The organism is Reyranella sp. (assembly GCF_965227665.1).
In the GTDB taxonomy this organism is placed as follows: Bacteria; Pseudomonadota; Alphaproteobacteria; order Reyranellales; family Reyranellaceae; genus Reyranella.
Genome location: NZ_OZ245767.1, coordinates 1751199 through 1773389, shown reverse-complemented (window position 1 = coordinate 1773389; position 22191 = coordinate 1751199). Strand labels below are relative to the sequence as shown.

General features: G+C 66.4%; 21 protein-coding genes. 8 read left to right on the top strand and 13 right to left on the bottom strand.

Features of this window, described 5'->3' with window-relative positions; all coding sequences use genetic code 11:
- Both ACO07I_RS08525 and ACO07I_RS08520 read left to right on the top strand, forming a co-directional pair.
- Entirely contained in the window at nt 1-1530 is a 1530-nt protein-coding gene (locus tag ACO07I_RS08525; RefSeq protein WP_422016262.1) for a PepSY-associated TM helix domain-containing protein, read from the top strand.
- 32 nt (nt 1531-1562) lie between these two features.
- Complete coding sequence (locus ACO07I_RS08520) at nt 1563-1805, top strand: hypothetical protein (RefSeq protein WP_422016260.1); 243 nt, start codon at nt 1563-1565, stop codon at nt 1803-1805.
- A 17-nt stretch (nt 1806-1822) separates the two neighbouring features.
- On the opposite strand, the gene ACO07I_RS08515 is transcribed toward ACO07I_RS08520, so the two are convergent.
- Genes ACO07I_RS08515 through coxB form a run of 3 tightly spaced genes read right to left on the bottom strand, consistent with a single transcriptional unit; the run spans nt 1823 to nt 5261 of the window.
- Nucleotides 1823-2128 (bottom strand): hypothetical protein, encoded by a 306-nt coding sequence (locus ACO07I_RS08515; protein WP_422016258.1) that lies wholly within the window; start codon nt 2126-2128, stop codon nt 1823-1825.
- A 2-nt stretch (nt 2129-2130) separates the two neighbouring features.
- Nucleotides 2131-4623: a cytochrome c oxidase subunit I gene (gene ctaD / locus ACO07I_RS08510; RefSeq protein WP_422016256.1), complete on the bottom strand. Its 2493-nt coding sequence runs from the start codon at nt 4621-4623 to the stop codon at nt 2131-2133.
- The gene (gene coxB / locus ACO07I_RS08505; RefSeq protein ID WP_422016254.1) at nt 4620-5261 is read right to left on the bottom strand and encodes a cytochrome c oxidase subunit II; all 642 of its coding nucleotides are present in this window, start codon (nt 5259-5261) and stop codon (nt 4620-4622) included. The genes ctaD and coxB overlap by 4 nt, the downstream gene beginning before the upstream one ends.
- A 39-nt stretch (nt 5262-5300) precedes the next feature.
- Between coxB and ACO07I_RS08500 the strand changes: the two genes are divergently transcribed.
- Nucleotides 5301-5831: a DUF2231 domain-containing protein gene (locus ACO07I_RS08500; protein ID WP_422016252.1), complete on the top strand. Its 531-nt coding sequence runs from the start codon at nt 5301-5303 to the stop codon at nt 5829-5831.
- Here the strand turns inward: ACO07I_RS08500 and ACO07I_RS08495 are convergent.
- The 4 genes from ACO07I_RS08495 to ACO07I_RS08480 form a co-directional block, all read right to left on the bottom strand.
- The gene (locus tag ACO07I_RS08495; RefSeq protein ID WP_422016250.1) at nt 5798-6289 is read right to left on the bottom strand and encodes a CopD family protein; all 492 of its coding nucleotides are present in this window, start codon (nt 6287-6289) and stop codon (nt 5798-5800) included. The genes ACO07I_RS08500 and ACO07I_RS08495 overlap by 34 nt on opposite strands.
- Nucleotides 6286-6981 (bottom strand): cytochrome c oxidase assembly protein, encoded by a 696-nt coding sequence (locus ACO07I_RS08490; protein ID WP_422016248.1) that lies wholly within the window; start codon nt 6979-6981, stop codon nt 6286-6288. The genes ACO07I_RS08495 and ACO07I_RS08490 overlap by 4 nt, the downstream gene beginning before the upstream one ends.
- Before the next feature lie 131 nt (nt 6982-7112).
- Complete coding sequence (locus ACO07I_RS08485) at nt 7113-7898, bottom strand: formate/nitrite transporter family protein (protein ID WP_422016246.1); 786 nt, start codon at nt 7896-7898, stop codon at nt 7113-7115.
- 6 nt (nt 7899-7904) lie between these two features.
- Nucleotides 7905-10172 (bottom strand): FdhF/YdeP family oxidoreductase, encoded by a 2268-nt coding sequence (locus ACO07I_RS08480; RefSeq protein WP_422016244.1) that lies wholly within the window; start codon nt 10170-10172, stop codon nt 7905-7907.
- Nucleotides 10173-10412: 240 nt separating this feature from the next.
- Here ACO07I_RS08480 and ACO07I_RS08475 point away from each other — a divergent pair, with 240 nt between their 5' ends.
- The 5 genes from ACO07I_RS08475 to ACO07I_RS08455 all read left to right on the top strand — a co-directional run bounded on the left by ACO07I_RS08475 (nt 10413) and on the right by ACO07I_RS08455 (nt 14554).
- The gene (locus ACO07I_RS08475) at nt 10413-11570 is read left to right on the top strand and encodes a hypothetical protein (protein ID WP_422016242.1); all 1158 of its coding nucleotides are present in this window, start codon (nt 10413-10415) and stop codon (nt 11568-11570) included.
- A gap of 100 nt (nt 11571-11670) precedes the next feature.
- Entirely contained in the window at nt 11671-12216 is a 546-nt protein-coding gene (locus ACO07I_RS08470; RefSeq protein WP_422016240.1) for a PRC-barrel domain-containing protein, read from the top strand.
- Between the two features lie 109 nt (nt 12217-12325).
- Nucleotides 12326-12499 (top strand): DUF1328 domain-containing protein, encoded by a 174-nt coding sequence (locus ACO07I_RS08465; RefSeq protein WP_422018197.1) that lies wholly within the window; start codon nt 12326-12328, stop codon nt 12497-12499.
- An 83-nt stretch (nt 12500-12582) separates the two neighbouring features.
- Nucleotides 12583-13992 carry a mechanosensitive ion channel domain-containing protein gene (locus ACO07I_RS08460; RefSeq protein ID WP_422016238.1) on the top strand — a complete coding sequence of 470 codons (1410 nt, stop codon included), beginning with the start codon at nt 12583-12585 and terminating at the stop codon, nt 13990-13992.
- A 67-nt stretch (nt 13993-14059) separates the two neighbouring features.
- Nucleotides 14060-14554 carry a DUF421 domain-containing protein gene (locus tag ACO07I_RS08455; RefSeq protein WP_422016236.1) on the top strand — a complete coding sequence of 165 codons (495 nt, stop codon included), beginning with the start codon at nt 14060-14062 and terminating at the stop codon, nt 14552-14554.
- 375 nt (nt 14555-14929) lie between these two features.
- Here the strand turns inward: ACO07I_RS08455 and ACO07I_RS08450 are convergent, their stop codons facing one another.
- From ACO07I_RS08450 to ACO07I_RS08425, 6 genes are all read right to left on the bottom strand, one after another.
- A complete protein-coding gene (locus tag ACO07I_RS08450) occupies nt 14930-16180 on the bottom strand; it encodes a cation:proton antiporter (protein WP_422016234.1) in 1251 nt (416 codons plus the stop codon).
- On the bottom strand, nt 16177-17430 hold the full coding sequence (locus ACO07I_RS08445; RefSeq protein ID WP_422016232.1) for a DUF2254 domain-containing protein: 1254 nt from the start codon (nt 17428-17430) through the stop codon (nt 16177-16179). The genes ACO07I_RS08450 and ACO07I_RS08445 overlap by 4 nt, the downstream gene beginning before the upstream one ends.
- A gap of 62 nt (nt 17431-17492) precedes the next feature.
- A complete protein-coding gene (locus ACO07I_RS08440) occupies nt 17493-18302 on the bottom strand; it encodes a M48 family metalloprotease (RefSeq protein ID WP_422016230.1) in 810 nt (269 codons plus the stop codon).
- Nucleotides 18303-18386: 84 nt separating this feature from the next.
- Entirely contained in the window at nt 18387-19631 is a 1245-nt protein-coding gene (locus tag ACO07I_RS08435; protein ID WP_422016228.1) for an MFS transporter, read from the bottom strand.
- Entirely contained in the window at nt 19621-20790 is a 1170-nt protein-coding gene (locus tag ACO07I_RS08430; RefSeq protein WP_422018195.1) for an MFS transporter, read from the bottom strand. The genes ACO07I_RS08435 and ACO07I_RS08430 overlap by 11 nt, the downstream gene beginning before the upstream one ends.
- Nucleotides 20790-22145 (bottom strand): FAD-dependent oxidoreductase, encoded by a 1356-nt coding sequence (locus ACO07I_RS08425; RefSeq protein WP_422016226.1) that lies wholly within the window; start codon nt 22143-22145, stop codon nt 20790-20792. The genes ACO07I_RS08430 and ACO07I_RS08425 overlap by 1 nt, the downstream gene beginning before the upstream one ends.
- Nucleotides 22146-22191 lie beyond the last annotated feature (46 nt).

The window sequence follows — 22191 nt, the reverse complement described above, 5'->3', positions numbered from 1 at the left end:
ATGGGCACGGGCTTTCGCGCCTCGATGGGCTGGCTGCACACCTGGGCCGGGGTGGTGCTGGGCGGATTGCTGTTCGCGATCTTCTGGATGGGAACGCTGTCGGTATTCGATCGCGAGATCGACCGCTGGATGGCGCCGATGACCCGGCTCGCGCCGACCGGCGAGGCCGCAGCCGTCGAGGCGCTGCGTGCTTCCTATGAGGCGGCCGCTGTAGCCAAGGCAAGCTCGTGGTTCGCGCAGCTTCCGACGGAACGTGCTCCGGTACTGCAGGTCACGTGGCGCGAGGGGACGCGCCAGCTCGTGCGGCTGTTCGATCCCGCCACCGGCGCCGCGCTGCCCGATCCCGGAACATGGGCGGGCACGGGCTTCCTCTATCCCTTCCACTACATGCTGCATGTCCGGCTGGGCTACTGGATCGTCGGCATGGCGGGGATGGCGATGCTGCTACTCTGCGTCTCGGGCGTGGTGATCCACCGCAAGATCTTCACCGACTTCTTCACCTTCCGGGCCGACAAACAGCCGCGCCGGCTGGTGCTCGACCTGCACAACGTGACCGGCGTGCTCGGCCTGCCGTTTCATCTCATGATCACCCTGTCGGGCGTGATCATTTTCTTTGGGGTGTACTTCCCCGGCACGATCCAGTTCGCCTATGGCGACGAGGGCCGGGCCTTCGCCCGCGAGGCCTACGGCAATTACGACAGGCCGAGGCTCGGTCGGCCCGGCGCGCTCGCCTCGCTCGACGCCATCACGATGGAGGCGAGCCGTCTCTGGGAGGGTGAGACGCCGCGCTACCTGTTCGTCCGCCATCCCGGCGATGCCGCCGCCGTGGTGCAGGTGGCCCGCCATGGCGAGGATCGCGTGGCCGGCCGTTCCGACATCGCCTATTTCGACGCGACCACCGGGGCACTGCTGCACCAGCGCATCGCGCCGCAGCCGGTTTTGGCGACACAACGCTTCATCGCCGGGCTGCATCTGATCCAGTTCCGCCACTGGACCCTGCGCTGGGTCTATTTCGTCCTGGGCCTCGCCGGCTGCGCGGTGATCGCCACCGGCTACCTGTTCTGGCTGGAGTCGCGGAAGAAGAGGGACGGTGGCCTAGGCCCGCGCGGCGTGCGCCTCGTCGAGGCGATCACCGTGGGCTCGGTGAGCGGGATCGTCATTGCCACGCTCGCCTTCTTTGTGGCCAACCGGCTGCTGCCGCTGGGCATGGTCTTCCTGGGCGAGGGCCGGGCGTCGCTCGAAATGTGGAGCTTCTATCTCGTCTGGGTAGCCACCTTCGCGCATGCCGGGCTGCGGCCGTGCCGGGTTTGGATCGAGCAGTGCGGGGCGATCTCGACCCTCGCGTTCATCGCGGTGCTGCTGAACTGGATCACCACGGGCGACCATCTCCTCCGCAGCCTTGCCGAGCCCCCTCTCTGGGGCGTCGGGGGCATGGACGTCCTGCTTCTCGGCGTCGCGGCCATGGCCGGGTGGGCGGCTCTCGCGTTGGGGCGTCGGGCACGCGCAACTTCGCTTCGTCCTGCCCGTTGATCTCCTCTCGCATCGGGAGGGAGCTGGAGTTCATGAGCAGCCTGCAGGACGCCACCAGGGTCGCCGCCGCCTTGCGCGGCCAGAAGAAGTACCGCGAAGCCATCGACCTGATCGAGAAGGCGCTGGCCGCCGCTCCGCCGGAGGACTTCGCTCGCCTCGACGCCAACCGCGAGGGCCTTCGAGCCGCCGAGGAAGCGGGACTGCACGCCGTCGCCAAGCGCTTCGCCGATGCCATTTCCCTCAGACAAACCGAAGGCGATATCGACGAGGACTGAGCGCTGCGCGCCTGTCCTCAGGTGCAAATAGAACTAAGCGCCACCGGCGAACCGGTGACCAGCATGGCCCCGGCGCCGGCGAGGGTCGTCGCAAGCGTGACGCGCCGCTCAAAGTCTGAAGCCGCCGACCGGGCGAGCGGGAGCAGGGCGAGGCCTGCTGCGACCAGCATCACCCAGGTCACGACCAGGGCCCAGCGCAGCAGAGAGGCGCCAAACAGATGGATCTCCTGCCAGCCATAGGCGCAGCCCGCACCCTGCAGGGCATAGAGCACAGAGAAGCCGAAGGCCCACACGAGGAGGGCAGCACTGATGCGCGCGAGCATCCTCACGACAGCACCGAGGGGGCGAGGAGGCAGACGAGCACGATCGCCAGTGTCACCGCTGAATAGTCACTGAACAGACGCGCGACGCGGAGATCGAGCGTGCGATGGGGCGAGACGTGGCCGGCCGCGATGCGGGCGCGCGCGAAGCCCATGCAGAGAAGAGCAACAACGGTGTGCAGCAGGGAATAGGCGAGCAGCGCCCAGCTGCAGGCGGCATAGGCATGCTCCTGCGGCGCGGGCAGCGCCGAGACGCCGAGCGTAGCCAGCGCGACGAGCGCGACCAGCTGCGCCGCCACGCCGGCAAGCGCCGCGCGTCCGGCCGGGGCCAGCGCACCGTCGGCGCTCGCGGCGACGCTGCGGCGGGCGAACAGGCTGCCTGCCGCCGCCGCCACGGCCGCGACGAGACCGGGCAAGAGACCGCCGTCGACGCGCTCCGGCGGCGGCCAGTTCGGCGCGATGACCCAAAGGAAGGCGTAGCCGAACAGCAGCGAGGCCAGGGCCGTGCCGTCGGCCACCAGCAGGAACACGCTACCCCACCAGCCGGGCGCGCCCGCGGCCTCGCGGTGGATCGGCGCGGCCTCGCCGCGGCCGATCGGCAGCGGGCCGATGTCCCGACGCCAGTCGAGCACCCAGGCCCAGCGCAGGCCGAGCGCCACGACGCCGGCCACAGGCACCAGCGACAGCCAGTACTGGCCGGCCAGCAGGCAGAGGAAGAAGCATCCCGTCACCACGGCCGTGACGATCGGCAGGCGCGTGTTTCCGGGCAGCACGACGACGTGATCGATCGCACCGGTCGTCGTCTCCACCGCCATCGTCTCCCGCCAGCCGTGGCGCGGTTCGCTGAGATAGCCCTCGCCGCGCGCCAGCGACGCCGCGAGAGCGGGGGCGTCGGCCAGCGGCTCGCGATCGGCGACCGGGGGAAGGCTCGCGATATTGTAGGCGGGCGTCGGAATCGGCATCGCCCATTCGAGCGTGCCGGCGGTCCACGGATTGCGGCGTCGGCGCCGCGCGAACCAGATGTGCAGGGCGACGTCGATGGCGAACAGGGCGAAGCCGAAGGCCATCACGAAGCTGCCGACCGATGAGACCAGGTTCAACAGCGTCCATCCTGCTTCTTCGGGATAGGTGTGCACGCGCCGCCGCATGCCCAGCAGGCCGGTCAGGTGCATCATGAAGAAGGTCAAGTTGAAGCCTGTGAAGATCAGCCAGAACGAGGCCTTGCCCAGCAGGTCGTCACGCGTTCGGCCGGTGAAATGTGGCAGCCAGTAGTAGGCGCCGGCGAGCATGGGAAAGATGAAGCCACCGATCAGCACGTAATGCAGATGCGCGACCACGAAGTGGGTGTCATGCGCCTGGAGGTCGAAGGGCACCATCGCCAGCATCACGCCGGTCATGCCGCCGATCACGAAGATCACGAAGAAGCCCAGCAGGTAGAGCATGGGCAGCTTGAGCTCCGGCCGGCCGTTCCACAACGTTCCGATCCAGGCGAAGACCTGCACCGCCGTCGGCAGTGCCACTAGAGCCGAGGCGGCCGAGAAGAAGCCCAGCGCCATGTGCGGGATGCCGGTGGTGAACATGTGATGCACCCACAGGCCGAAGCTGAGGAAGGCCAGCGAGAGTAGCGCCGCAACGATCCAGCCGTAGCCCAAGATGCGGGTGCGCGCGAGGACCGGCAGGACCGTCGAGATCACGCCCGCCGCGGGCAGGAAGATGATGTAGACCTCGGGATGGCCGAACAGCCAGAACAGGTGCTGCCATAGCAACGGACTGCCACCGCGCGCCGGATCGAAGAACGGCCAGTCGAAGGCGCGTTCGACTTCGAGCAGGATGGAGCCCAGGATCAGCGGCGGAAAGGCCACGATCATCATCAGCGCGGTGATCAGCAGATACCAGGCGAAAAGCGGCATGCGGTCGAGCCGCATGCCCGGCGCGCGCAGCTTCAGGACCGAGACGGTGATCTCGATGGCGGCCGAGATGGCCGAGATCTCAACGAAGGTGATGCCGAGCAGCCAGACGTCGGCATTGATCCCCGGCGTGAAGGCCTTGGAGGAGAGCGGCGTATACATGAACCATCCGCCGTCTGGCGCTACGCCGAACACCATCGACGCAATCAGGATCGTGCCGCCGAACAGGTAGCACCACCAGCCATAGGCGGAGAGGCGGGGGAAGGCCATGTCGCGGCTGCCCAGCATCTTCGGCAGCATGTAGAGCGCCAGCCCTTCGAACATCGGGATGGCGAACAGGAACATCATGATGCTGCCATGCATCGTGAACAGCTGGTTATAGATGTCGGGCCCGACGAAGGCGCTGCCCGGCGTCGCGAGCTGCGCACGGATCATCATCGCCAGCACGCCGCCGATCGCGAAGAAGACGAAGGCTGCGACCACGAATCGCTTGCCGATGTCGGAGTGGTTGACCGACACGGCGGTGCCGCGCCAGCCCTTCGGCGCGCCCCAGATGGCCTCGAGCGCTCTGTGGCGACGCAGCGCGTTCATCGCGTCTCTCCCCGCTGGAAGGCGGCCCAGCCCGCTTCGTCATGGGCGATCACGCGGAACAGATGGCCGGAATGTCCGCTGCCGCAGAACTCGGCGCACTGGCCTTCGTAGACGCCCGGCTCGGCGGCCTGTATGCGCAGCACATTCACATGGCCTGGGATGGCATCCATCTTTCCGGCGAGCCTCGGCACCCAGAAACTGTGGATCACGTCGACGGCCGCGATGCGCAGCACGACCGTCTGGCCGGCGGGCATGTGCAGCTCGTTGTGCGTCACCTGGATGCCATCGGCGGTGCGATGGCTGAACTCCCAGGACCATTGCCGGCCTGTCGCATCGATGACGACCGGGCCGGAGAGACCGGGCGCAATGATGCGTTCGCCCAGCATCAGCGCGTATCCCACCAGCGCCAGCAGCACGACGATGGGCATGGCGACTCCCAGCCCCCCGATCCACAGGGTCGGGCTGGTGCGGCCCTCGCTGCCGCGGCGCAGGAAGGCCAGCAGCAGCAGAACGAAGACGAGCAGGCTGAGCACCGTCGCGCCGGCCAGCATCGCCCACCAGAAGCCGGCCACGCGCGCCGCTGCCGGCCCCGCCGCGTCGAGCGTCGACAGCGGTCCGGAACAACCGCCGACAGCCATCGTTACCAGCGCTGCACCCAGCGGAGGGAGAAGGGACCGATGGTTATTGTTTCCGAAGGATCCCCGCCGGGCGAGGCAGAGGCCCGGGTCGATCCGATCGAGGCGCAGTCCCATTTCCACCGGACCGAATCGCGCATCGCCGTCGCCGGCCACCCGATCCATGCGATGCTGGTCGCCTTTCCGATCGCGCTGACCATGTGCACATTGGGTGCCGACGGTTTCTACTGGTGGACGGGCGATGCCTTCTGGGCACGCGCCGCCCTGTGGGCCAGCGGCATGGCCTTCCTCCTCGGCGTCGCGGCCGGACTGGCGGGCACGGTCGAGCTGCTGCTGGTGCCGGGCATCCGGGCGCGCGCCGCGAGCTGGACGCACTTCGTTCTCGCCGTGATGCTGCTCTCCATCCTCGGCGCCAACTGGGGTTACCGCCTCGCCGGTTATGAGCAGGCCGTGCTGCCATGGGGCGTGCTGCTCTCGCTGCTGGCGGCGGGATTCACCGCCATCACTGGTTGGCACGGCGGCAAGCTGGTGTTCGACTATCACCTCGGCACCTCGTCCACGGGCAAGAGGTGACCTTGCGGCGAGAGCAGCCACGCCGGGACGATTCCGTCGCCAACGAAAGGCTTGCCGAGCACCAGGATCAGGATCCCCAGCATCGTGAGGCCTGAGACCACGAGCAGTGGCGCGGGATGCGGTGTGGTGTAGTCGCCCTGCCGCTCGCCGACTTGCAGGGTGACATGGCCCAGCCAGGCATGGGCCAGGACCAGCAGGCCGACGAGCGCCAGCTTAACGAACATCCAGGGCACGAAGACCTCGCGGAGGAAGATCAGCGCCGTTCCGAGCGCGATCGCGATCACGGCGGCCGGCGTTACCACGCCGACATACGCTACGTGCGTCACCCGCCGGCGCCTGGAATATTGATGCTGGTCGTCTCCCCGATTATGGCGCGCAAGCAAGAGCGGCAGGCCGACTAGACCGGCGCACCAGATCGACAAGGCGGCGATGTGGAGGAATTTAAGCGCCGCGATCATGCCGTTCCGGCGGCCCGCACCCAGACCCGGCGCGCGATCAGCGCCGTCGCCAGCGCATAGGGGATGACGCCCGGCACCCACATCACGAGGCCGGCGAGCTGCTGGTCGGCAACCTGCTCGAGGCCCCAGGGGAGCGTCGACGCGGCATGGCTAGCATAGAGCGGGACGCGCGAGAAGGTGAGCAGCGCGCCCAGCATGCCCATCTGCGCCATGGCGAAGATCGCGACCATCGAGGCCGTCACCGGCGGTGAGGCGAACAACGAGCGCCAGAACCAGATCGCGCTGCCCAGCAGGCTGAGCTGCATGAGCCAGTAGATCGCCGTGTCGCCCAGCGCGCGATCATAGAGTGCCGGCAGGTGCCAGGCCCAAAGCGTTGCGGTCGAGGCCACGAAGGCGAGGCCGAGATAGTGCGAACCACGGCTGGGAAGGGCCAGTGCCGCCAGTGGTGCGGCAACGGCTACCAGCAGCACGTGATGCACCGCGCGCGCAGAGAACAGCGCCACGGTGAGGGCGCAGAGCGGCGACACGAACGCCACCGCGAGCACGCCGACCGTGGCCAGCCCGAGGCGCGGATGCCGCGAGCGCATTGCCACCGCCGCTGCGGCCGTGAGCGCCACCAGCAATGCCGGGTCGAAGTTCCAGCGCTCGAACCAGTCGTAGGGAAGAGGAGGGGCGCCGCAATAACTGGTCATGGTCCTGCGAGGCCGTCCGCCAAGAAAAAAGGGAGTTCAGTCGGAACGCAACTGGCGGGCCGGAGTTCCCGGCGATAGCGCCGCATCCACCATTCCGTCGTCCCGATATGTGGGTTGGGCCTTCACGGAGCCTACCGCTTCAGCGCGTCGTGCCCATAGGCCAGCGCGAGGGCGAGCAGGGTGCCGCCGACGATGTTGCCCGCCGTGCTGAACAGGAGATTGAGAAGGCCGGCTGACCAGTCGACGCCACCCGGCATGCCGCTCAGCCATCCCATCGGGATCAGCGACATGTTCGCGACCGAATGCTCGAGGCCGGCTGCGACGAACAGCATGATCGGACCGACGATCGCCAAGATCTTTGCCGGCAGGGTGTTGGCGTTCATCGACATCCACACTGCGAGACAGACGAGGGCGTTTGCGAGGATGCCCGAGCAGAAGATTTCCATCGCCGTCTTGCCGAGCTTGTCCCTGGCCACGCTCGATGCGGTATCGCCTATGCCGCCCTCGAGGCCGCCGCTGGCCGCGAACAGCAGGGCGACGAGGACGCTGCCGGCAAGATTGCCGATCCAGACGACCATCCAGGCCCCGGCCATCCGGCTGACGGGCAGCTCGCCCGTGACGGTCGGCAGCACCATCATCGTATTGCCGGTGAAGAGTTCGGCGCCCGCGATCATCACGAGGATGAGGCCGACCGAGAAGGCCACGCCCGAGAGGAGCCGCACAGGGCCCGTCGCCGGCCCTTCGCCCAGGCCGGACTGGGCGACCAGCGAGATCACCGATCCGAAGGCGATGAAGGCACCCGCGAGCACGGCAAGCACCGCCATGCGCGGCCAGTCCTGCTGCGCCTTGGCGGCCAGCGTTTCCGGTGCAGACCGGGCGATGACCTCTCCAACGGGATCCTTGCCAGTGTGGTCCATGTCGGCTTAAGCCGCCTCGATCCGCACGGGAACGGCCTTCACAGCCGGGGTCTTCGATTTCCGATCGTGGTGCTTCAAGGCGATCAGCGGATTGAGTTCAGGATAGTAGCCCGCGATGGTGCCGTCCGGCAGATCGAACGCGATGACTTCCAACCCGTCGATTCGACGGACATGGCCGTCATCGGCATCGCCCACGAGAGAGACGCGCTGTCCGGCGGCAAGGCCGGCGCGTTCGATGTCCGCGCCATTCATCAGCACGACGTCTCGCGTGCCCTCGATGCCGCGCAGCCGGTCGCTGTAGCCATAGATGGTCGTGTTGAACTGGTCGTTCGAGCGCAGTGTGATCAGGCGGTAGCGGCCGGGCGCGTCCTCGACGTCGGTGGCCGCCAGCATCTGCGGCGCCGTGAACTGCGCGCGGCCGCTCTCGGTCTTCCAGTCGCGCTCGCGCGCCGGGTTGCCGCGATAGAAGCCGCCCGGCTCGAACATGCGCTCGTTCATGTCGTAGAACTCTTCGGGATAGGTCTCGGCGATCAGGTCGCGCACCAGCGCATAGTTGGCCGTCCAGTCGTCCCAGCGCAGCCGCGGATGGGGCGCCAGGGTTTCCTTGGCGATGCCTGTGACGATCGCCATCTCGGACAGGAGATGCTCGCTGGCTGGCGTGCGATGGCCGAGCGAGCCATGGATGTGGCTGAAGCTGTCCTCGATCGTCACCGTCTGCGGACCGCTCGCCTGCATGTCCTCCTCGCTGCGACCCAGGCAGGGCAGCAGATAGGCGACACGCCCGTTGAAAAGATGGCTGCGGTTCAGCTTGGTGGCGATCTGCACGGTGAGCTGCATCCGCTCCCAGGCCGGCTCGATGCGCGTCTGGTCGGGAATGGCGCGCAGGAAGTTTCCGCCCAGCCCGATGAAAGCCTGGACCTCGCCGGCGAGGAGTCCCTCGCAAACGGCGACGGTGTTCATGCCCTCGCTGCGCGGCGGGTCGAAGTCGAACATTGCCGCAAGCTTGTCGAGCGGCACCAGTTCCGGCTTTTCGGCAATGCCCACCGTGCGCTGGCCCTGGACGTTGGAATGGCCGCGCACCGGACAGATGCCCGCGCCCTCGCGCCCGATATGGCCGCGCATCAGCAGCAGGTTGACCAGCATGGCGATGTTCTCGAAGCCGTGGACATGCTGGGTAAGGCCCATGCCGTAGACGCCGATTACGCGCTCCGCCCCGACATAGACACGGCCGGCCTCCTCGATGTCGGCACGGCTGAGGCCCGATTCCTGTTCGATCCGTTCCCACGACGTCGCATCGGCCCTGGCATGGAAGGCCTCGAAGCCCGTGCAGTGCTGGGCGATGAAGGCATGGTCGATCACGCTCCCGCCCTGTCGCTCGTCCTCGGCCAGCACGAACTTGCAGAGCCCCATGATCGCGGCGATGTCGCCGCCGGCGCGGGGCTGCAGATACTGGCAGCTGATCGGCGTTTCCTGGCCCGTCAGCATCTGCAGCGGGCGCTGCGGATTGATGAAGGAGGTGAGGCCCTTCTCACGAATCGGATTGAAGGTCACGACCTTGCAGCCGCGCTCGACCGCCTTCTGCAGCGGGTGGAGAAAGCGCGGGCTGTTGGTGCCGGTGTTCTGGCCGAAGAAGAACATCGCATCGCACTTCTCGAAATCGTCCAGCACGCAGGTCCCGACCGGCGACCCGATCAGCTCGTTGAGGGCCACCGACGTCGTCTCGTGACACATGTTCGAGCTGTCGGGCAGATTGTTGTGGCCGTACAGCCGCGCGAACAGGGCATAGAGATATGAGGTCTCCAGCGAGGCGCGGCCGGAGGCGTAGAACACCGTCCTCTTCGGTTCGCTGGCCTTCAGCGCCGTGCCGATCGCGGCGAATGCGTCCTGCCAGGTGCAGGGCACGTAGCGGTCGCTGGTGGCGTCGTAGCGCAGCGGGTGGGTGAGGCGGCCCTGCTGCTCGAGATCGTGGTCGGTCCAGCTCCGCAGCTCGCTCACGGTGTGACTGGCGAAGAAGTCGGGCGTGCAGCGGTGCGTGGTCAGCTCCCAGAGGGTCGCCTTGGCGCCATTTTCGCAGAATTCAAAGGCGTGCGGATGTTTCGGCTTGCCCCACGCACAGCTCGTGCACATGAAGCCGCCGGTCTTGTTCTGCTGGCGCAACGTGTCGAGCGCGCCCACGGATGACATTTCGCGGCCGATCGTCTCCACGATACCCCGCAGCGACCCCCAGCCGCCGGCGCTGCCGTCGTAGTCGGTGTGTTCCGGCTGATCGGTCATGGCGCCCATCCTGCATTTCAGTCGATATGCAAAGCGGTCGTGGCGCAAAGGTTGCCAAATTTTATTCGGCCTCAAACGAGACTTAGCGGCCGCGCAACCCTGCATCCCTCGCCACGTTCGGGGACCAAGGTCGGGTTCGCCATCAACGCAACTTGCTTATTCAAGACCCGCCTTTTCTTCCAATGACTATGCGGCCGGAGTCGCCGCAGCACCGCCCTCTGTCCCAAGGGAAGAACGCACATGACAACCACGCCAGCCGATGGGCGAGAAATCACCACGCTTACCAGCGAGGTGCTCAAGGCTCTTTCAGCGATCGAGAACGGTCCCTGTCTTTCGCTCTATCAGCCAACACACCGCCGACATCCCGAGAACCAGGAAGACCCGATCCGCTTCCGCAATCTCCTCAAGGAGCTGGAAGCGTCCCTTCATCAGAAGTATCCGGCCGCCGAATCCCAGGAACTCCTGGAGCCGTTTCATGCGCTCGCCCAGGACGCGGAGTTCTGGAATCACGCGCTGGAGGGATTGGCGGTCGTCGGCGCGCCGGGATTTTTCCGGGCGCTGAGGTTTTCGCAGCCGGTCGACGAACTTGTTGTCGTCGCAGACAGTTTTCACACCAAGCCCCTGCGACGGTTTCTTCAGACCGCCGATCGCTATCATGTGCTCAGCCTCAGCCTGCACGGGATCCGGCTCTTCGAAGGTAACCGGCGTTCGCTTGACGAGATCGACATGTCAAAGCCGGTTCCCGGCACGATCGGCGAAACGAGTGCCGAAGCATCGTCGGAAGGCGACGGTGGCGGAGGGGGCATGCCGCGGCGGCACGGATTGGGAGGAAAGGGCACCGAGGCTGACAATGAGGCTGACCGGTACTTCCGCGCCGTCGACCGCGCGGTGCTGGAGCACTATTCCCGGCCGTCGGGCCTGCCGCTGATCCTGGCGGCGCTGCCGGAGCATCATCATCGCTTCCACGAGGTCAGCCAAAACCCGCTCCTCGTCGCAGAGGGCATTCGTCTCAATCCGGAGTCTCTGTCGGCCGACCAGCTGCGCGAGCACGCCTGGCAGGTCGTCGAGCCTCAATATCAGGCCCGCCTCGAGGCGCTTCACGGCGAGTTCGAGCAGGCAAAGGCACGCGGCACTGGCAGCGACGTGCTCGCCGAGGTCGCGGAGGCCGCCGTAGCCGGCCGCGTCGCGACCCTGATGGTCGAGGCGGGCCGCGAGATTGCGGGTCGTCTCGACGTCGCGACAGGCCGGATCCAGAAAGCTCAGCTGGATTCTCCGGACGTCGACGACATGCTCGACGATCTCGGTGAGCTGGTGACGAGGATGGGCGGAACAGTACTTGTGGTTCCCGCCGAGCGTATGGCGCTGCCGACTGGCCTGGCTGCGACGTACCGCTATTGATCGACGACGGCACGGCGCCATTCGGAGGGAGAACTCATTGGCGAGGCAACCATGCGCGCTGCGGCGCATTCCCTTCACACACAACAACAAGGAGGCGATTATGAAGAAGCTGCTGCTTACGACCGGTTGCGCCCTGATCGGTATGACGACCTTGGCCGTTGCTCAGACGGCGAGCCCCTCTACTACGCCCTCGACGACGCCGTCGACCGCTCCGGTCGGCACGTCCGGTGGTACCGCGACGAAGCCGGGACTGCAGCGCGTCGATAGCTCTGCGCTCGTCATGACCCTGTACACGGCCAATCCTGCCGATGTGCGGGCGTCCAAGTTGATGGGCACGAACGTATACAATCTCAAGGACGAGAATATCGGCGAAGTCAGCGATCTTGTCATCGACAACGGCAAGACGATCAAAGCCGTCGTGGTCAGCGTCGGTGGCTTTCTCGGGATGGGTGAGCGCGACGTTGCCATCTCGCCGGCATCGATCGTGCTCAGTGAACAGCGCGACGGATCTTTCCGCCTGGTCGTGAATACGAACAAGGATGACTTGAAGAAAGCGGCGCCCTTCAATCTGGGCGAAGTCGACAAGCCGGGCCCGGATGCCGGCAAGGCTGCGGACGCTACGTCCATGAAGCCGGTCAAGAACTAAGGAACTGCGAAGCGCGGGGTTGTTGCTCCGCGCTTCGCGCCCGCTTCCTGCCGCCGACAACAAGGCCGAGGGCGCGACGGCGCGTTTACTCGCAATCGAGGATTTGCTCATGCTCAAATTGGCGCTCGTCTTCCTTCTCGTGTCACTGGTCGCGGGATTCTTTGGATTCACGAATATTGCAGCCGGTACCGCAACTATCGCGAAATGGCTTTTTGGAATTGCAGTGGTGATTTTCGTGGTCCTGCTCGTGCTTGGCCTCATGGCAGGCGAGGTCCTTTTCTGATCATTTGCCGTTGGTGGATCGTCGCCTGCTGAACTGCTCAGCGATCAATCCGCCTTGACGGGTGGGACACCGGGGAGGCGAGTATGAGGCGCGTGCTCGCCCTTCTCTTCTACGGAGTGTTGACCTGCGTCGCTTGCGTCTCCGCCGATACCGCTGAAGCGCAGCCGTTCGGAACGGCGGAATCGACTGACGGGACGATTGGTGCCCCGGGCAAAGTCGACGTGCTGCCCGCGGCGCGCGACGATGAAATCCGACGACGCCTTTTGGACATTCTTGAGGCTACAGGCTGGTTTCCCTCATTTGAAGTTGCGGTAAGGGACGGCGTCGTGTTCCTCAGCGGCGAAGCCGAGACGGCCGAGGTGCGGCAGTGGGCCGGAAATCTCGCCCGCAATACGCAGGGGGTCGTCGCCGTTGCGAATCGCATGACCCTCAGGCCCCCTTCCGCCTGGGATTTCGGGTCTGCAAGTGATGGGCTGGCGCAACTGCGCCAGGACTTTCTACTGGCGCTTCCATTCTTCTTCCTCGGCGTCGTCGTCCTCGCTTTCTCGATGCTAACGAGTTGGTTGGTGGTGCGGGCTACTCGCCACCTACTGAAACACCGCGTGCGATCGCGGCTTATGCGCGGTGTATTCGCCTGGACAATCGGTGCGTTCGTCCTTCTGGCGGGTCTATACATCGTGCTTCGAGTGTCCGGGCTCACTCAACTCGCGTTGACGATCGTCGGCGGCACCGGAATCGTCGGTCTGGCGCTGGGCATTGCCTTTCGCAACATCACCGAGAACTTCCTCGCCAGCGTTTTCCTCAGCATGCAGCGCCCGTTCGAGACGGGCGACCTGATCGAAGTCGCCGGCGAGACCGGCTATGTGCAGCAGCTGAATGTGCGGGCCACGATCCTCATGACTTTAGACGGCAACATCGTGCAGGTTCCCAACGCCACGATGTACAAGGAGTCCATTCGCAACTTCACCGCGAGCCCGAACAGGCGCGAGGAGTTCACGATAGGGGTCGGCTACGATGACGCCATAGACAAGGTCCAGGAAATCGCGCTTGCGGTCATGGCGCGGCATCCGGCCGTCCTGCGGGAGCCCGAGCCGCTCGTCCTTGCCGACGCTCTCGGCAAAGCGACGGTCGACATGAAGATCTACTTCTGGTTCAACGGCAGCGAACACAACAATCTGAAAGTGCGCTCTTCGATCATTCGACTCGTGAAGCGCGCTTTCCAGATGAGGGGAGTCACCATGCCGGACGAAGCCCGCGAGGTGATATTTCCGCAGAATGTTCCGGTCGTTATTGTCGGTTCGAAGCCGCCGGGTGCAGACGCGCCCGTTTCGGGCGGCACGCATCCCGTCGAGCCGAGCGACGCGGTGTCAACACAAGCGGAAGCGGGACTGTCCAGCGATGCCGGGACCCTGAGGGCGCAGGCGCGCGGTCTGCCCTCTACCGGCTCCGGCGACAATCTCCTGAAGCCGGAGACGACGACGCGGGGTCGGTGACCTCGCGAAACGGCGCATACAGCGTCCCCGCTTGAATGCGGCTGTGAGAGAAAACGGAGGCTGTCCGGTGTTTTTTTCCGATTGGGCGGACTTGGGACGAGTCGTTGCGGTCGGAACGCTCGCCTATGCGGCGCTGATTGTCTTTCTGAGACTGTCGGGCAAGCGAACCCTGACCAAATTGAATGCGTTCGATCTCGTTGTAACGGTGGCCCTCGGCTCGACGCTGGCATCCGTTCTGCTCGACAAGTCGATCACTCTGGCCGAGGGTGCGGTGGCATTCGGCCTATTGATTCTGCTGCAATATATCCTGACCTGGAGTTCCGTCCGATGGCGACCGTTCGAGAAGGCCGTCAAATCCGAACCGACACTGCTGTTTCATCGCGGTGAGTTTCTGAGCGAGGCGATGCGTCGGCAACGTATTACACAGAGCGAAGTGCTGTCGGCGGTGCGCTCTAGTGGGAAGGCCGACGTTCGAGGCATACGAGCAGTGGTATTGGAAAATGACGGCTCGTTAAGCGTCATTCAGGAGTCGTCGAACGAGGGCGGCGTGTCGCTTGAATGAGGGGTGAAGCGCGATAGTGGCGGTTGAACCGAGGCCGGGTGGCGTCGTTAACATCGTGAAAGCGCAGGTCGAATAAACGACAGGAGGTAAGTGGATGTGGCCGACGGCGAGCGTGTGGGGCAATGCGCTGCTGATCGCGGCGGCTGGGGCGGCGTTGATCATGGCCGCTGCCTTCGGGCGCGCCCTAGGGGACTCGCCGGTCGGGGGCAGGATTCTCCGCTGGTCGCCCTTGGGAGTGGCGTTCGTCGTTGTCGCCTATGTTGGCGTCGCGCTGGTCGCGACCCCGCGCACGCCGCCGGAATCGTGCATCTACAGCGGTGAGCACCCTTCCGGTTGCCAGGAGGGTGTGGCGTTGCCTTCGCGGGGCCCGTCGACCTAGGGTGCGAAGAGCCGGCGCGCGGTTGCCCCGACGATCGAGGCCTGTACGACCACCGAGAACATCACGACGACATAGGTGGCGAGTACGATCACGTGTTTTTCAGGCCCGCCGGGCAATGCGAGCGCGAGCGCGATCGAGATGCCGCCGCGTACGCCGCCGACCACCAGGATCGAATAGGACCCGGGCGGCAGGCTTTTCCCGCGCTTCAGGGCCAGCATGGGAAAGCCCACGGAGATTGCCCGTGCGGCGAGCGTCAAAGGGACAGCCACTACGCCGACGAGCAGGAGGCGCCAATCCTCCAGAATGACGATGACTTCGATGCCGATGAGGAGAAACAGCACGGCGTTCAAGGTTTCGTCGATCAGCGACCAGAACTTGTTCACGTGGTCGCGCGTGTTTTCACTCATGGCGAGCCGCCGGCCGTGATTGCCAATGATGAGCCCGGCGACCGCCATGGCGATTGGGCCGTTGACGCCGAGACTATGTGCCAGCGCATAGCCGCCCATCACCAGAGCGAGGGTGATGAGTACCTCGAGATTGTGGTCGTTGATCGACCGCAAGGCGAGGAAGGCCATCCAGCCGGCGCTGAAACCGAGTACCGCGCCGCCCAGGGCCTCTATGGCGAATAGCCGGCCGGCTCCCGCCGCGCTCACTTCTTCCGCCCCCGTCGCCATGCCCAGAAGCAGGGTGAACAGCACGATGCCGACCCCGTCGTTGAACAGGCTCTCGCCGGCCACGGTCGCTTCCAGGGCGGCTGGGACCTTAGCCGACTTCAGGATGCCGAGGACGGCGACCGGGTCGGTCGGGCTAATGAGCGCGCCGAAGACCAGGCACCAGATCAGCGGCAGGCCCAGGCCGGCCAAGCCGAGCGCCAGCCAGGCCGCGCCGCCTATCAGGGCGGTTGACGCCAGCACGCCGCAGACGGTGATGAGGCCGATCGCCCAGGCCGAGCGCCTCATCGTCTGGAGGTCGATGTGCAGGGCGCCAGCGAACAGGAGGAACGACAGGAGTCCGTCCATGACCGTTGCGTGGAAGTCGATCGACTTGATGCTTTCGACGAGTTCGCGTGCGTGAGAGAGTTCGGGCCACAGGGCGTTTACAGCGACAATGGCCAGCGAAGCCAGGGCACCCATGATGGTCAGGCCGGTCGTCTGGCGGAGCCCGATGAAGCGGTGATTGACGTATCCGAACACGGCTGCACACACGACCACCGCCGCCGCGACATCGAAGGGCCCGAGTGCGTTCACGATTCGTCGCAGACGCGTTGTCGCAGAGACCGGCGCAGTCCCAAAAGCCGCGCGCGGTCCTTGCCTTCCGCAGCGGCGATCACCGCGTCGAGTGCCGACGCGAGCCCGTTCAGCACGTCGGAATCTGTTCCCGCATAGAGTGCCACGGCACCAAACGCGCCGACCGCAACCGCCTCGAACGAGACCGGCTCGGCCACAATGCGCAACCGGCCATCATCGTCATGTCGGTAGCTCGAGGGAGTCCTGCGCTCGGCCAGCCTGACAAGCGCCTCGCGTAACCGGTCGATGCAATAGAGCGCAGTCGTCGGGTCGTTGATGCCGGGGGAGAGGGCGCGCTGGGCGATCTCCACGACGCGCCGGATCGAGAAGTCGAGGTCCTGATAGGGCGTGCGTTCGATTCCGACGATGACGGTCGAGCGCAGGGCGTCGAGTTTGTCTTCGCCGGTGGCATTTGTCGCGACAATCCGCAGCAGCGGATCCCGTTCGGTCACGAATTTACCAGGCTTTGCCACCACGCTGATGATCAGGTCCTCTTCGGTGGCCAGGCGAAGCAGCGCGGCGCTATCAACGGATTGGACGTAGCCACTCGTCTGAGGCCAGACGATCAAACCCGGGCGAAAATCCGGTGGTTGCACGTCCGTTTCCGGTTGCTCATCCCCCAGCCGCTCCGGGAACAGGCGATCGATCGTGGCAGCGGTTTCGTCCGCCAGGGATGCGAGCAGCGTCTCGATACGGATCGAACTGGCGGTGTGATGGATGAAGTAGATCAGTACGGCGAGACCGGCGACAGCGAGCACGACACCGATCGCGACCGCCAGATGCGGCACGAAGCTCGACCCCTCGACGCCTTTCACGGTGCGCAGGACGAGCAGGCAATAGACGAAGGTGCTGATGAAAGTGCCGAGAACCAGCTGATTGCCGCGGTCGCGCATGAAGTTGCGCAGCAGGCGCGGGCCGAATTGAGAAGAGGCGAGTTGCAGCGTCAGCATGGTGATCGAAAATGTGAGGCCGGCGACCGTGATCATGGAGGTCGCCACCGCCGACAGGATGGCGCGCGCACCCTCCGGCCCGAAGAGATAGATGAACTCGAAGCGTCCGTAGGCATCGGCCTCCATCGCTGCGTCAAGTTGGACCGCCGCGAAGGAAAGGATCACCGCGCCGGCTGCCATGAGGCTGGGCAGAAACCAGAAGCTGCCCCGGAGGCGCTCCCAAATCGAGAGGAGCCGGGTAACCGACAGAAATGCGTGCATCGGGTTTCAACGCGCGAGGCTGCTAAATGCTCCCTGCGCGTGAATCTCTCGAAAGAGAGTGCTTACGCCCGAGCCGGCAGCGCGCCCCTGGCGGCGCGAATCTCGGCGACGGCGCGGTCCCATGCCGCGAGGCGCTCGGGACCGGCCGGATGGGTGTCGAGGAGGCCGGTGTCCTTGCGGCCTGACGCTCGTGCCATGGTGACCAGCAGCCCGCGCGCCTGGTCGAGGTCTACGTTCGAGCGGTAGAGGACCACGGCCGCGAGATAGTCTGCCTCACGCTCCTGCTCCTTGGAATAGGAGATGCGACCGATCGCGCCGCCAACCTGGGCGCCCGTGTCCATCGCCGAGCGCGTGATCTGGCCGGCATAGGGGCTTCTGTAGGAGGCCGCGGCGCCGGCAGCGCCCAGCAGGATGGCGCCGATCAGGGCGCCGGTCATCGTGTTGCGCTTGTTCGTCGCGAGGTGGTTCGCGGCCTGGTGGCCCATCTCGTGCGCGAAGACGAGGCAGACTTCTTCCTCGTTCGCGGCATACTCGACGACCCCGCGGTTGATGAAGATCGACCCGTTGGCGCCGGCGCCGGCGTTGATCGAGCGATTTCCCGATGCGGTCACCTGCCAGTTACATACGCCCACGTTCATCTCGCGGCACGTCTGTTCTGCCGTCGGGCGGATGCGGGCAAGGGCCGAGCGCATGATGTCGTCGACCTCGGCGTCGGTCAGCGCGCGACGCGCCGGTGGGCCACCGGCACCCTGCACCTCGCTCTGCGCCAGGCTGAGATGGTTGTCGCTGACCTGCGGCAGCTGATGGACCGCCCCGGCACAGCCGCATACCATGCACGCGCCTCCGAGCGCGAAGAACGATCTCCGATTCATGCACTCCCCCAACGCCGCCCCCGGTTGCAGCAGGCGGAGAGATGCTACCGAGAGGTGGGTCGGGGAGTCAACGAGCTGGGTGCACTACCGACCATGCTCCCCCGCCAGATTGGCGGGCCTCATGATCAGGAAAGCCGCGAGCGCGATCAGCATGAGGACGGCAACGGCGAGGAAGGCGAGGCCCCAGGCCATCGGCGACATGCCGCCCGCGAGGTCGAGGGTCCAGCCGACGACCAGCGGGCCGACGAAGCCGCCCGCGTAACCCAGCGTCGAGTGCACGGCCAAGGTGGCGCCGCGCCGCGCCGGCTCGGCATTGCCGGCTGCGCCCGCCGTGACCGACGAGGAATCGAGCCAGACGACGACGCCGTAGGCGATCACCAGGAACACCGCCAGCCAGTAGCCGGTCGATCCGGCGAAGCCCAGGATCGCGGCGAAGCCGATCGACAGGATCATCGCCGTCGCGACGAGGCGGCGGCGGCCGAAGCGGATCGAGGCCTCGTTGCCCAGCACGCTGGCGAAGGTGCCGAGCAGCGCCATCACCGTGACCACCAGCGCGGGCGACAGCGTGCCTTCGGTGACGCCGGTGCTGCCCGCGACGAAGGCCAGGAACGCCACGCCCCAGCCGCGCAGTGCACTCATTTCCAGCGTATGGACGCAGTAGACGACCGAATAGGCGAAGGCCGAGGTATTGCGGACGACGGGGCGGAAGTCGAACAGCGCGCCCTGCGCCTTGGTGCGCGGCGCCGGCGTCTTCGGAGGCACCGACAGCGCCACCATCGTCCAGGCGGTGGCGGCAGTGACGGAGGCGAAGACGAAAGTCCAGCGCCAGCCGAACTGATCGGCCAGCACGTCGCCCAGCAGGTAGGAGACCGCCCCGGAGATGCCGATGCTGGCCGCATGCCCGGTGACGGCGCGCGACATGAGTTTGGAATCGACCTGATCGGCCAGCAGCTTGAGGCCGGTCATGTAGGTGCCTGCCCAGCCGATCCCGGCCAACGCGCGCGTGAAGAAGGCTGACCAGAAGCCGTCGGCGAACAGGCCGAACATCAGGTGGCCGGCGACGGTGCAGGCGACGCCGAAAAGATAGACCCTCTTGCCGTCGATCCGGTCGGTGAGCGTGACCAGGACCGGGACCGCGACCATGTAGGCGCCGAAGAAGATCGCCGTGATCCAGCCCGCCTCGCTGTTCGACAGACTCCAGCGTTGCATCATCTGCGGCAACAGCGCGGGCCAGAAGCCGGCGCCGATCTGCACGAAGATCTGCGCTGCGCAGACGATCGCGACCAGACGGGCGCCGCTCGTCGTCCGGGTTGGCCCCTCAGTCGGCATGGCTCGCCGTCGGTTGCGGTACCGGGATCATCCAGAGCGCGGCGAAGGCCATGAGGCAGAGCGCGGAGGAGATGATCAGGACTCCGGCGCCAAGCCAGTCGATCAGGAGAGCGAAGACGAAGGGTGCCCCGGCCGACAGGAAGCGCGACGGCGCACCCAGCAACCCCAGCCGATAGCCGTAGCTCTTGGGTCCGTAGAGCGCGAGGGGCACCGTGCCCCGCGCGATGGTGATGACGCCGTTGCCCATGCCGTGCAGCACCGCGAAGACGCTGGCCGCGACACCGCCGCCCAGGCTGAGCAGGATTGCGCTGCCCAGCGGATGCGTCGTGGTGGCGAGTCGGCCCGAGGTCAGCGGATGGAGGTGTCTCAGCGGCCCGGCCTCCAGCATGCGTGCCGCCACCTGGGCCGGGCCGATCAGGGCGCCGGCCGCGATCGCCTGCGTCGGCGTGGCACCGGCGGCTTCCATGATGCGTGGGAAGTGCGCCGCCATCCCCGACGAGACGATCCAGGCGCCCGAGAAGGCGACGGCCAGCAGCACCATCGTGCGATCGAACGGCACCGGCTCGTCGACTGCCTTCAGGGTGGCGGCGAGATCGGTCGGGCGCGGCAGCAGCAGGGAATTGCAGGGAAGGCCGATCACGATATGCGCGGCGGCCCACAACAGGCAGGTCTCGCGCCAGCCGATTCCGGCTGCGCCCCAGGCGGTGAGCGGCCAGGCGACGGTGCTGGCGAATCCTGCCAGCAGGGTGATGCCGGTGATCGCGCCGCGCGCATCCTTGCCGTAGAGGCGACCCAGGGCACCGAAGGCGGCGTCGTACAGGCCGAGCCCCATGCCGATGCCCAGAAGAGTCCAGGCGACGGCGAAGGGCAGGAACGACTGCGCCTGCGACAGCAGCACCAGCGCCGCCCCGAACAGGAGGCTCGACGCCGACAGCACCCCGTTGCCGCCGGCCCGATCGATCATCCGTCCCACCTTCGGTCCGATCATCGCGGAGATGATCAACGCCGCGGAGAAGGTGCCGAAGAACAGGTTGGTCGTGATGCCGATGTCGCGCGCCATCTCGTCGGCGAGCACCGCCGGGAGATAGTAGGTCGAGCCCCAGGCCAGCGTCTGCGCCGTCCCCAGGACGATGATCGTCGAAAGCCGGCGACGATCCATCATGAGGCTTTGGGGCCGGCGCAACAGCCGGTGGCGGCGGGCGCCGGCTTGGCCGGCGCACAGCATCCCGACGCCGCAGGCGCGGCAGAGGCGGCCGGGCCGTTGCAGACACCGGTTTCCGGCAGCACCAGCTCGACCTTGCGGGCTGCGTCATGGTCACCCGCCAACTCGGCGGCGATCGAGCGGACCTGCTCGTAGCCCGTCATCATCAGGAAGGTGGGCGCCCGGCCGTAGGATTTCATGCCGGCGAAGTAGAAGCCCGCCTCGGGCTGCGCCAGCTCGCGCGCGCCGTGGGGGCGAACGGAGCCGCAGCTATGCTCGTTGGGATCGATCAGCGGCGCGAGTGCCGGCGCGCATTCCAGCGCGGGGTCCAGCGACAGCCGCAGCTCGCGCAGGAAATCCAGCTCGGGCCGGAAGCCGGTCGACACAACGAGTTCGTCGACGATCACGGTGCGGCCGCAGCAGGCCGAGCCCGCCGCCACGCGCAGCCGGTCGCCGTCGCGGCCGATATGGCCGACCGCGAAGCCGGCCTCGCTGAGGATCTTTCCGCCGGCGACAAGTGCGGCAAAGGCGGAGCCCAGCGCGCCGCGCACCGCGAGCTGGTCGGCCGCGCCGCCGCCGAACGACTTGGCCGGATCGGTCGAGCGCAGCAGCCAGACGATCTCCGTTGCCGGGTCTTCGTCCTTGAGGCGGGCGAGGTCGATCAGTGTCCCGACGGCCGAATGGCCACCACCGACCACCGCGACGCTGCGGCCCGCATAGCGGGCACGGTCGCGGCCCAACACGTCGGGCATTCCGTAGGCAATGCGATCCTGGGCCTCCGTCTCGCCGATCGCCCGCAGCCCGTTCGCGCCGGCGGGGTTGGGTGAGAACCAGGTGCCGCTCGCGTCGATGACGGCGTCCGCCGTCAGACGGCCGGGGCCCTTGCCATTCTCGTAGCGGATCTCGAACGGCGCCGACTCGCGGCCCTTGGTCTTCACCTTGTCGAAGCCGGCGCGGCCGATGGCGGTCACGCGGCTGCTGGTGCGGATCCGATCGGCGAGCGGCGTGCGCGTGGCCAGCGGTTCGAGATACTGCGCCACCAGCTCGGCACCTGTCGGATAGTGGTCGGGCTGCGGCCTGTTCCATCCCGCCGCGGTCAGCAGGCGGTCGGCCGCCTTGTCGATGTTGTATTGCCAGGGCGAGAAGGTCTGCACGTGGCTCCACTGTCGGACCGCGTGTCCGACCGTGGGACCGGCCTCGATCACGACGGGCTCCAGCCCGCGTTCCAGCAGATGCGCTGCCGCGGCGAGGCCCACGGGACCGGCGCCGATCACGGCGACCGTCTTCTTGGCAGGGGTGATCGAATCGGGCATGTTAGTCTCCTATCCTTCTAGAATAGTGGAAATACCAGGCGCAACA

Coding starts and splice junctions, on each gene's coding strand:
- ACO07I_RS08525 (WP_422016262.1), top strand. CDS start 1: ATGGGCACGGGCTTTCGCGCCTCGATGGGCTGGCTGCACACCTGGGCC.
- ACO07I_RS08520 (WP_422016260.1), top strand. CDS start 1,563: ATGAGCAGCCTGCAGGACGCCACCAGGGTCGCCGCCGCCTTGCGCGGC.
- ACO07I_RS08515 (WP_422016258.1), bottom strand. CDS start 2,128: ATGCTCGCGCGCATCAGTGCTGCCCTCCTCGTGTGGGCCTTCGGCTTC.
- ctaD (WP_422016256.1), bottom strand. CDS start 4,623: ATGAACGCGCTGCGTCGCCACAGAGCGCTCGAGGCCATCTGGGGCGCG.
- coxB (WP_422016254.1), bottom strand. CDS start 5,261: ATGGCTGTCGGCGGTTGTTCCGGACCGCTGTCGACGCTCGACGCGGCG.
- ACO07I_RS08500 (WP_422016252.1), top strand. CDS start 5,301: ATGGTTATTGTTTCCGAAGGATCCCCGCCGGGCGAGGCAGAGGCCCGG.
- ACO07I_RS08495 (WP_422016250.1), bottom strand. CDS start 6,289: ATGATCGCGGCGCTTAAATTCCTCCACATCGCCGCCTTGTCGATCTGG.
- ACO07I_RS08490 (WP_422016248.1), bottom strand. CDS start 6,981: ATGACCAGTTATTGCGGCGCCCCTCCTCTTCCCTACGACTGGTTCGAG.
- ACO07I_RS08485 (WP_422016246.1), bottom strand. CDS start 7,898: ATGGACCACACTGGCAAGGATCCCGTTGGAGAGGTCATCGCCCGGTCT.
- ACO07I_RS08480 (WP_422016244.1), bottom strand. CDS start 10,172: ATGACCGATCAGCCGGAACACACCGACTACGACGGCAGCGCCGGCGGC.
- ACO07I_RS08475 (WP_422016242.1), top strand. CDS start 10,413: ATGACAACCACGCCAGCCGATGGGCGAGAAATCACCACGCTTACCAGC.
- ACO07I_RS08470 (WP_422016240.1), top strand. CDS start 11,671: ATGAAGAAGCTGCTGCTTACGACCGGTTGCGCCCTGATCGGTATGACG.
- ACO07I_RS08465 (WP_422018197.1), top strand. CDS start 12,326: ATGCTCAAATTGGCGCTCGTCTTCCTTCTCGTGTCACTGGTCGCGGGA.
- ACO07I_RS08460 (WP_422016238.1), top strand. CDS start 12,583: ATGAGGCGCGTGCTCGCCCTTCTCTTCTACGGAGTGTTGACCTGCGTC.
- ACO07I_RS08445 (WP_422016232.1), bottom strand. CDS start 17,430: ATGCACGCATTTCTGTCGGTTACCCGGCTCCTCTCGATTTGGGAGCGC.
- ACO07I_RS08440 (WP_422016230.1), bottom strand. CDS start 18,302: ATGAATCGGAGATCGTTCTTCGCGCTCGGAGGCGCGTGCATGGTATGC.
- ACO07I_RS08435 (WP_422016228.1), bottom strand. CDS start 19,631: ATGCCGACTGAGGGGCCAACCCGGACGACGAGCGGCGCCCGTCTGGTC.
- ACO07I_RS08430 (WP_422018195.1), bottom strand. CDS start 20,790: ATGGATCGTCGCCGGCTTTCGACGATCATCGTCCTGGGGACGGCGCAG.
- ACO07I_RS08425 (WP_422016226.1), bottom strand. CDS start 22,145: ATGCCCGATTCGATCACCCCTGCCAAGAAGACGGTCGCCGTGATCGGC.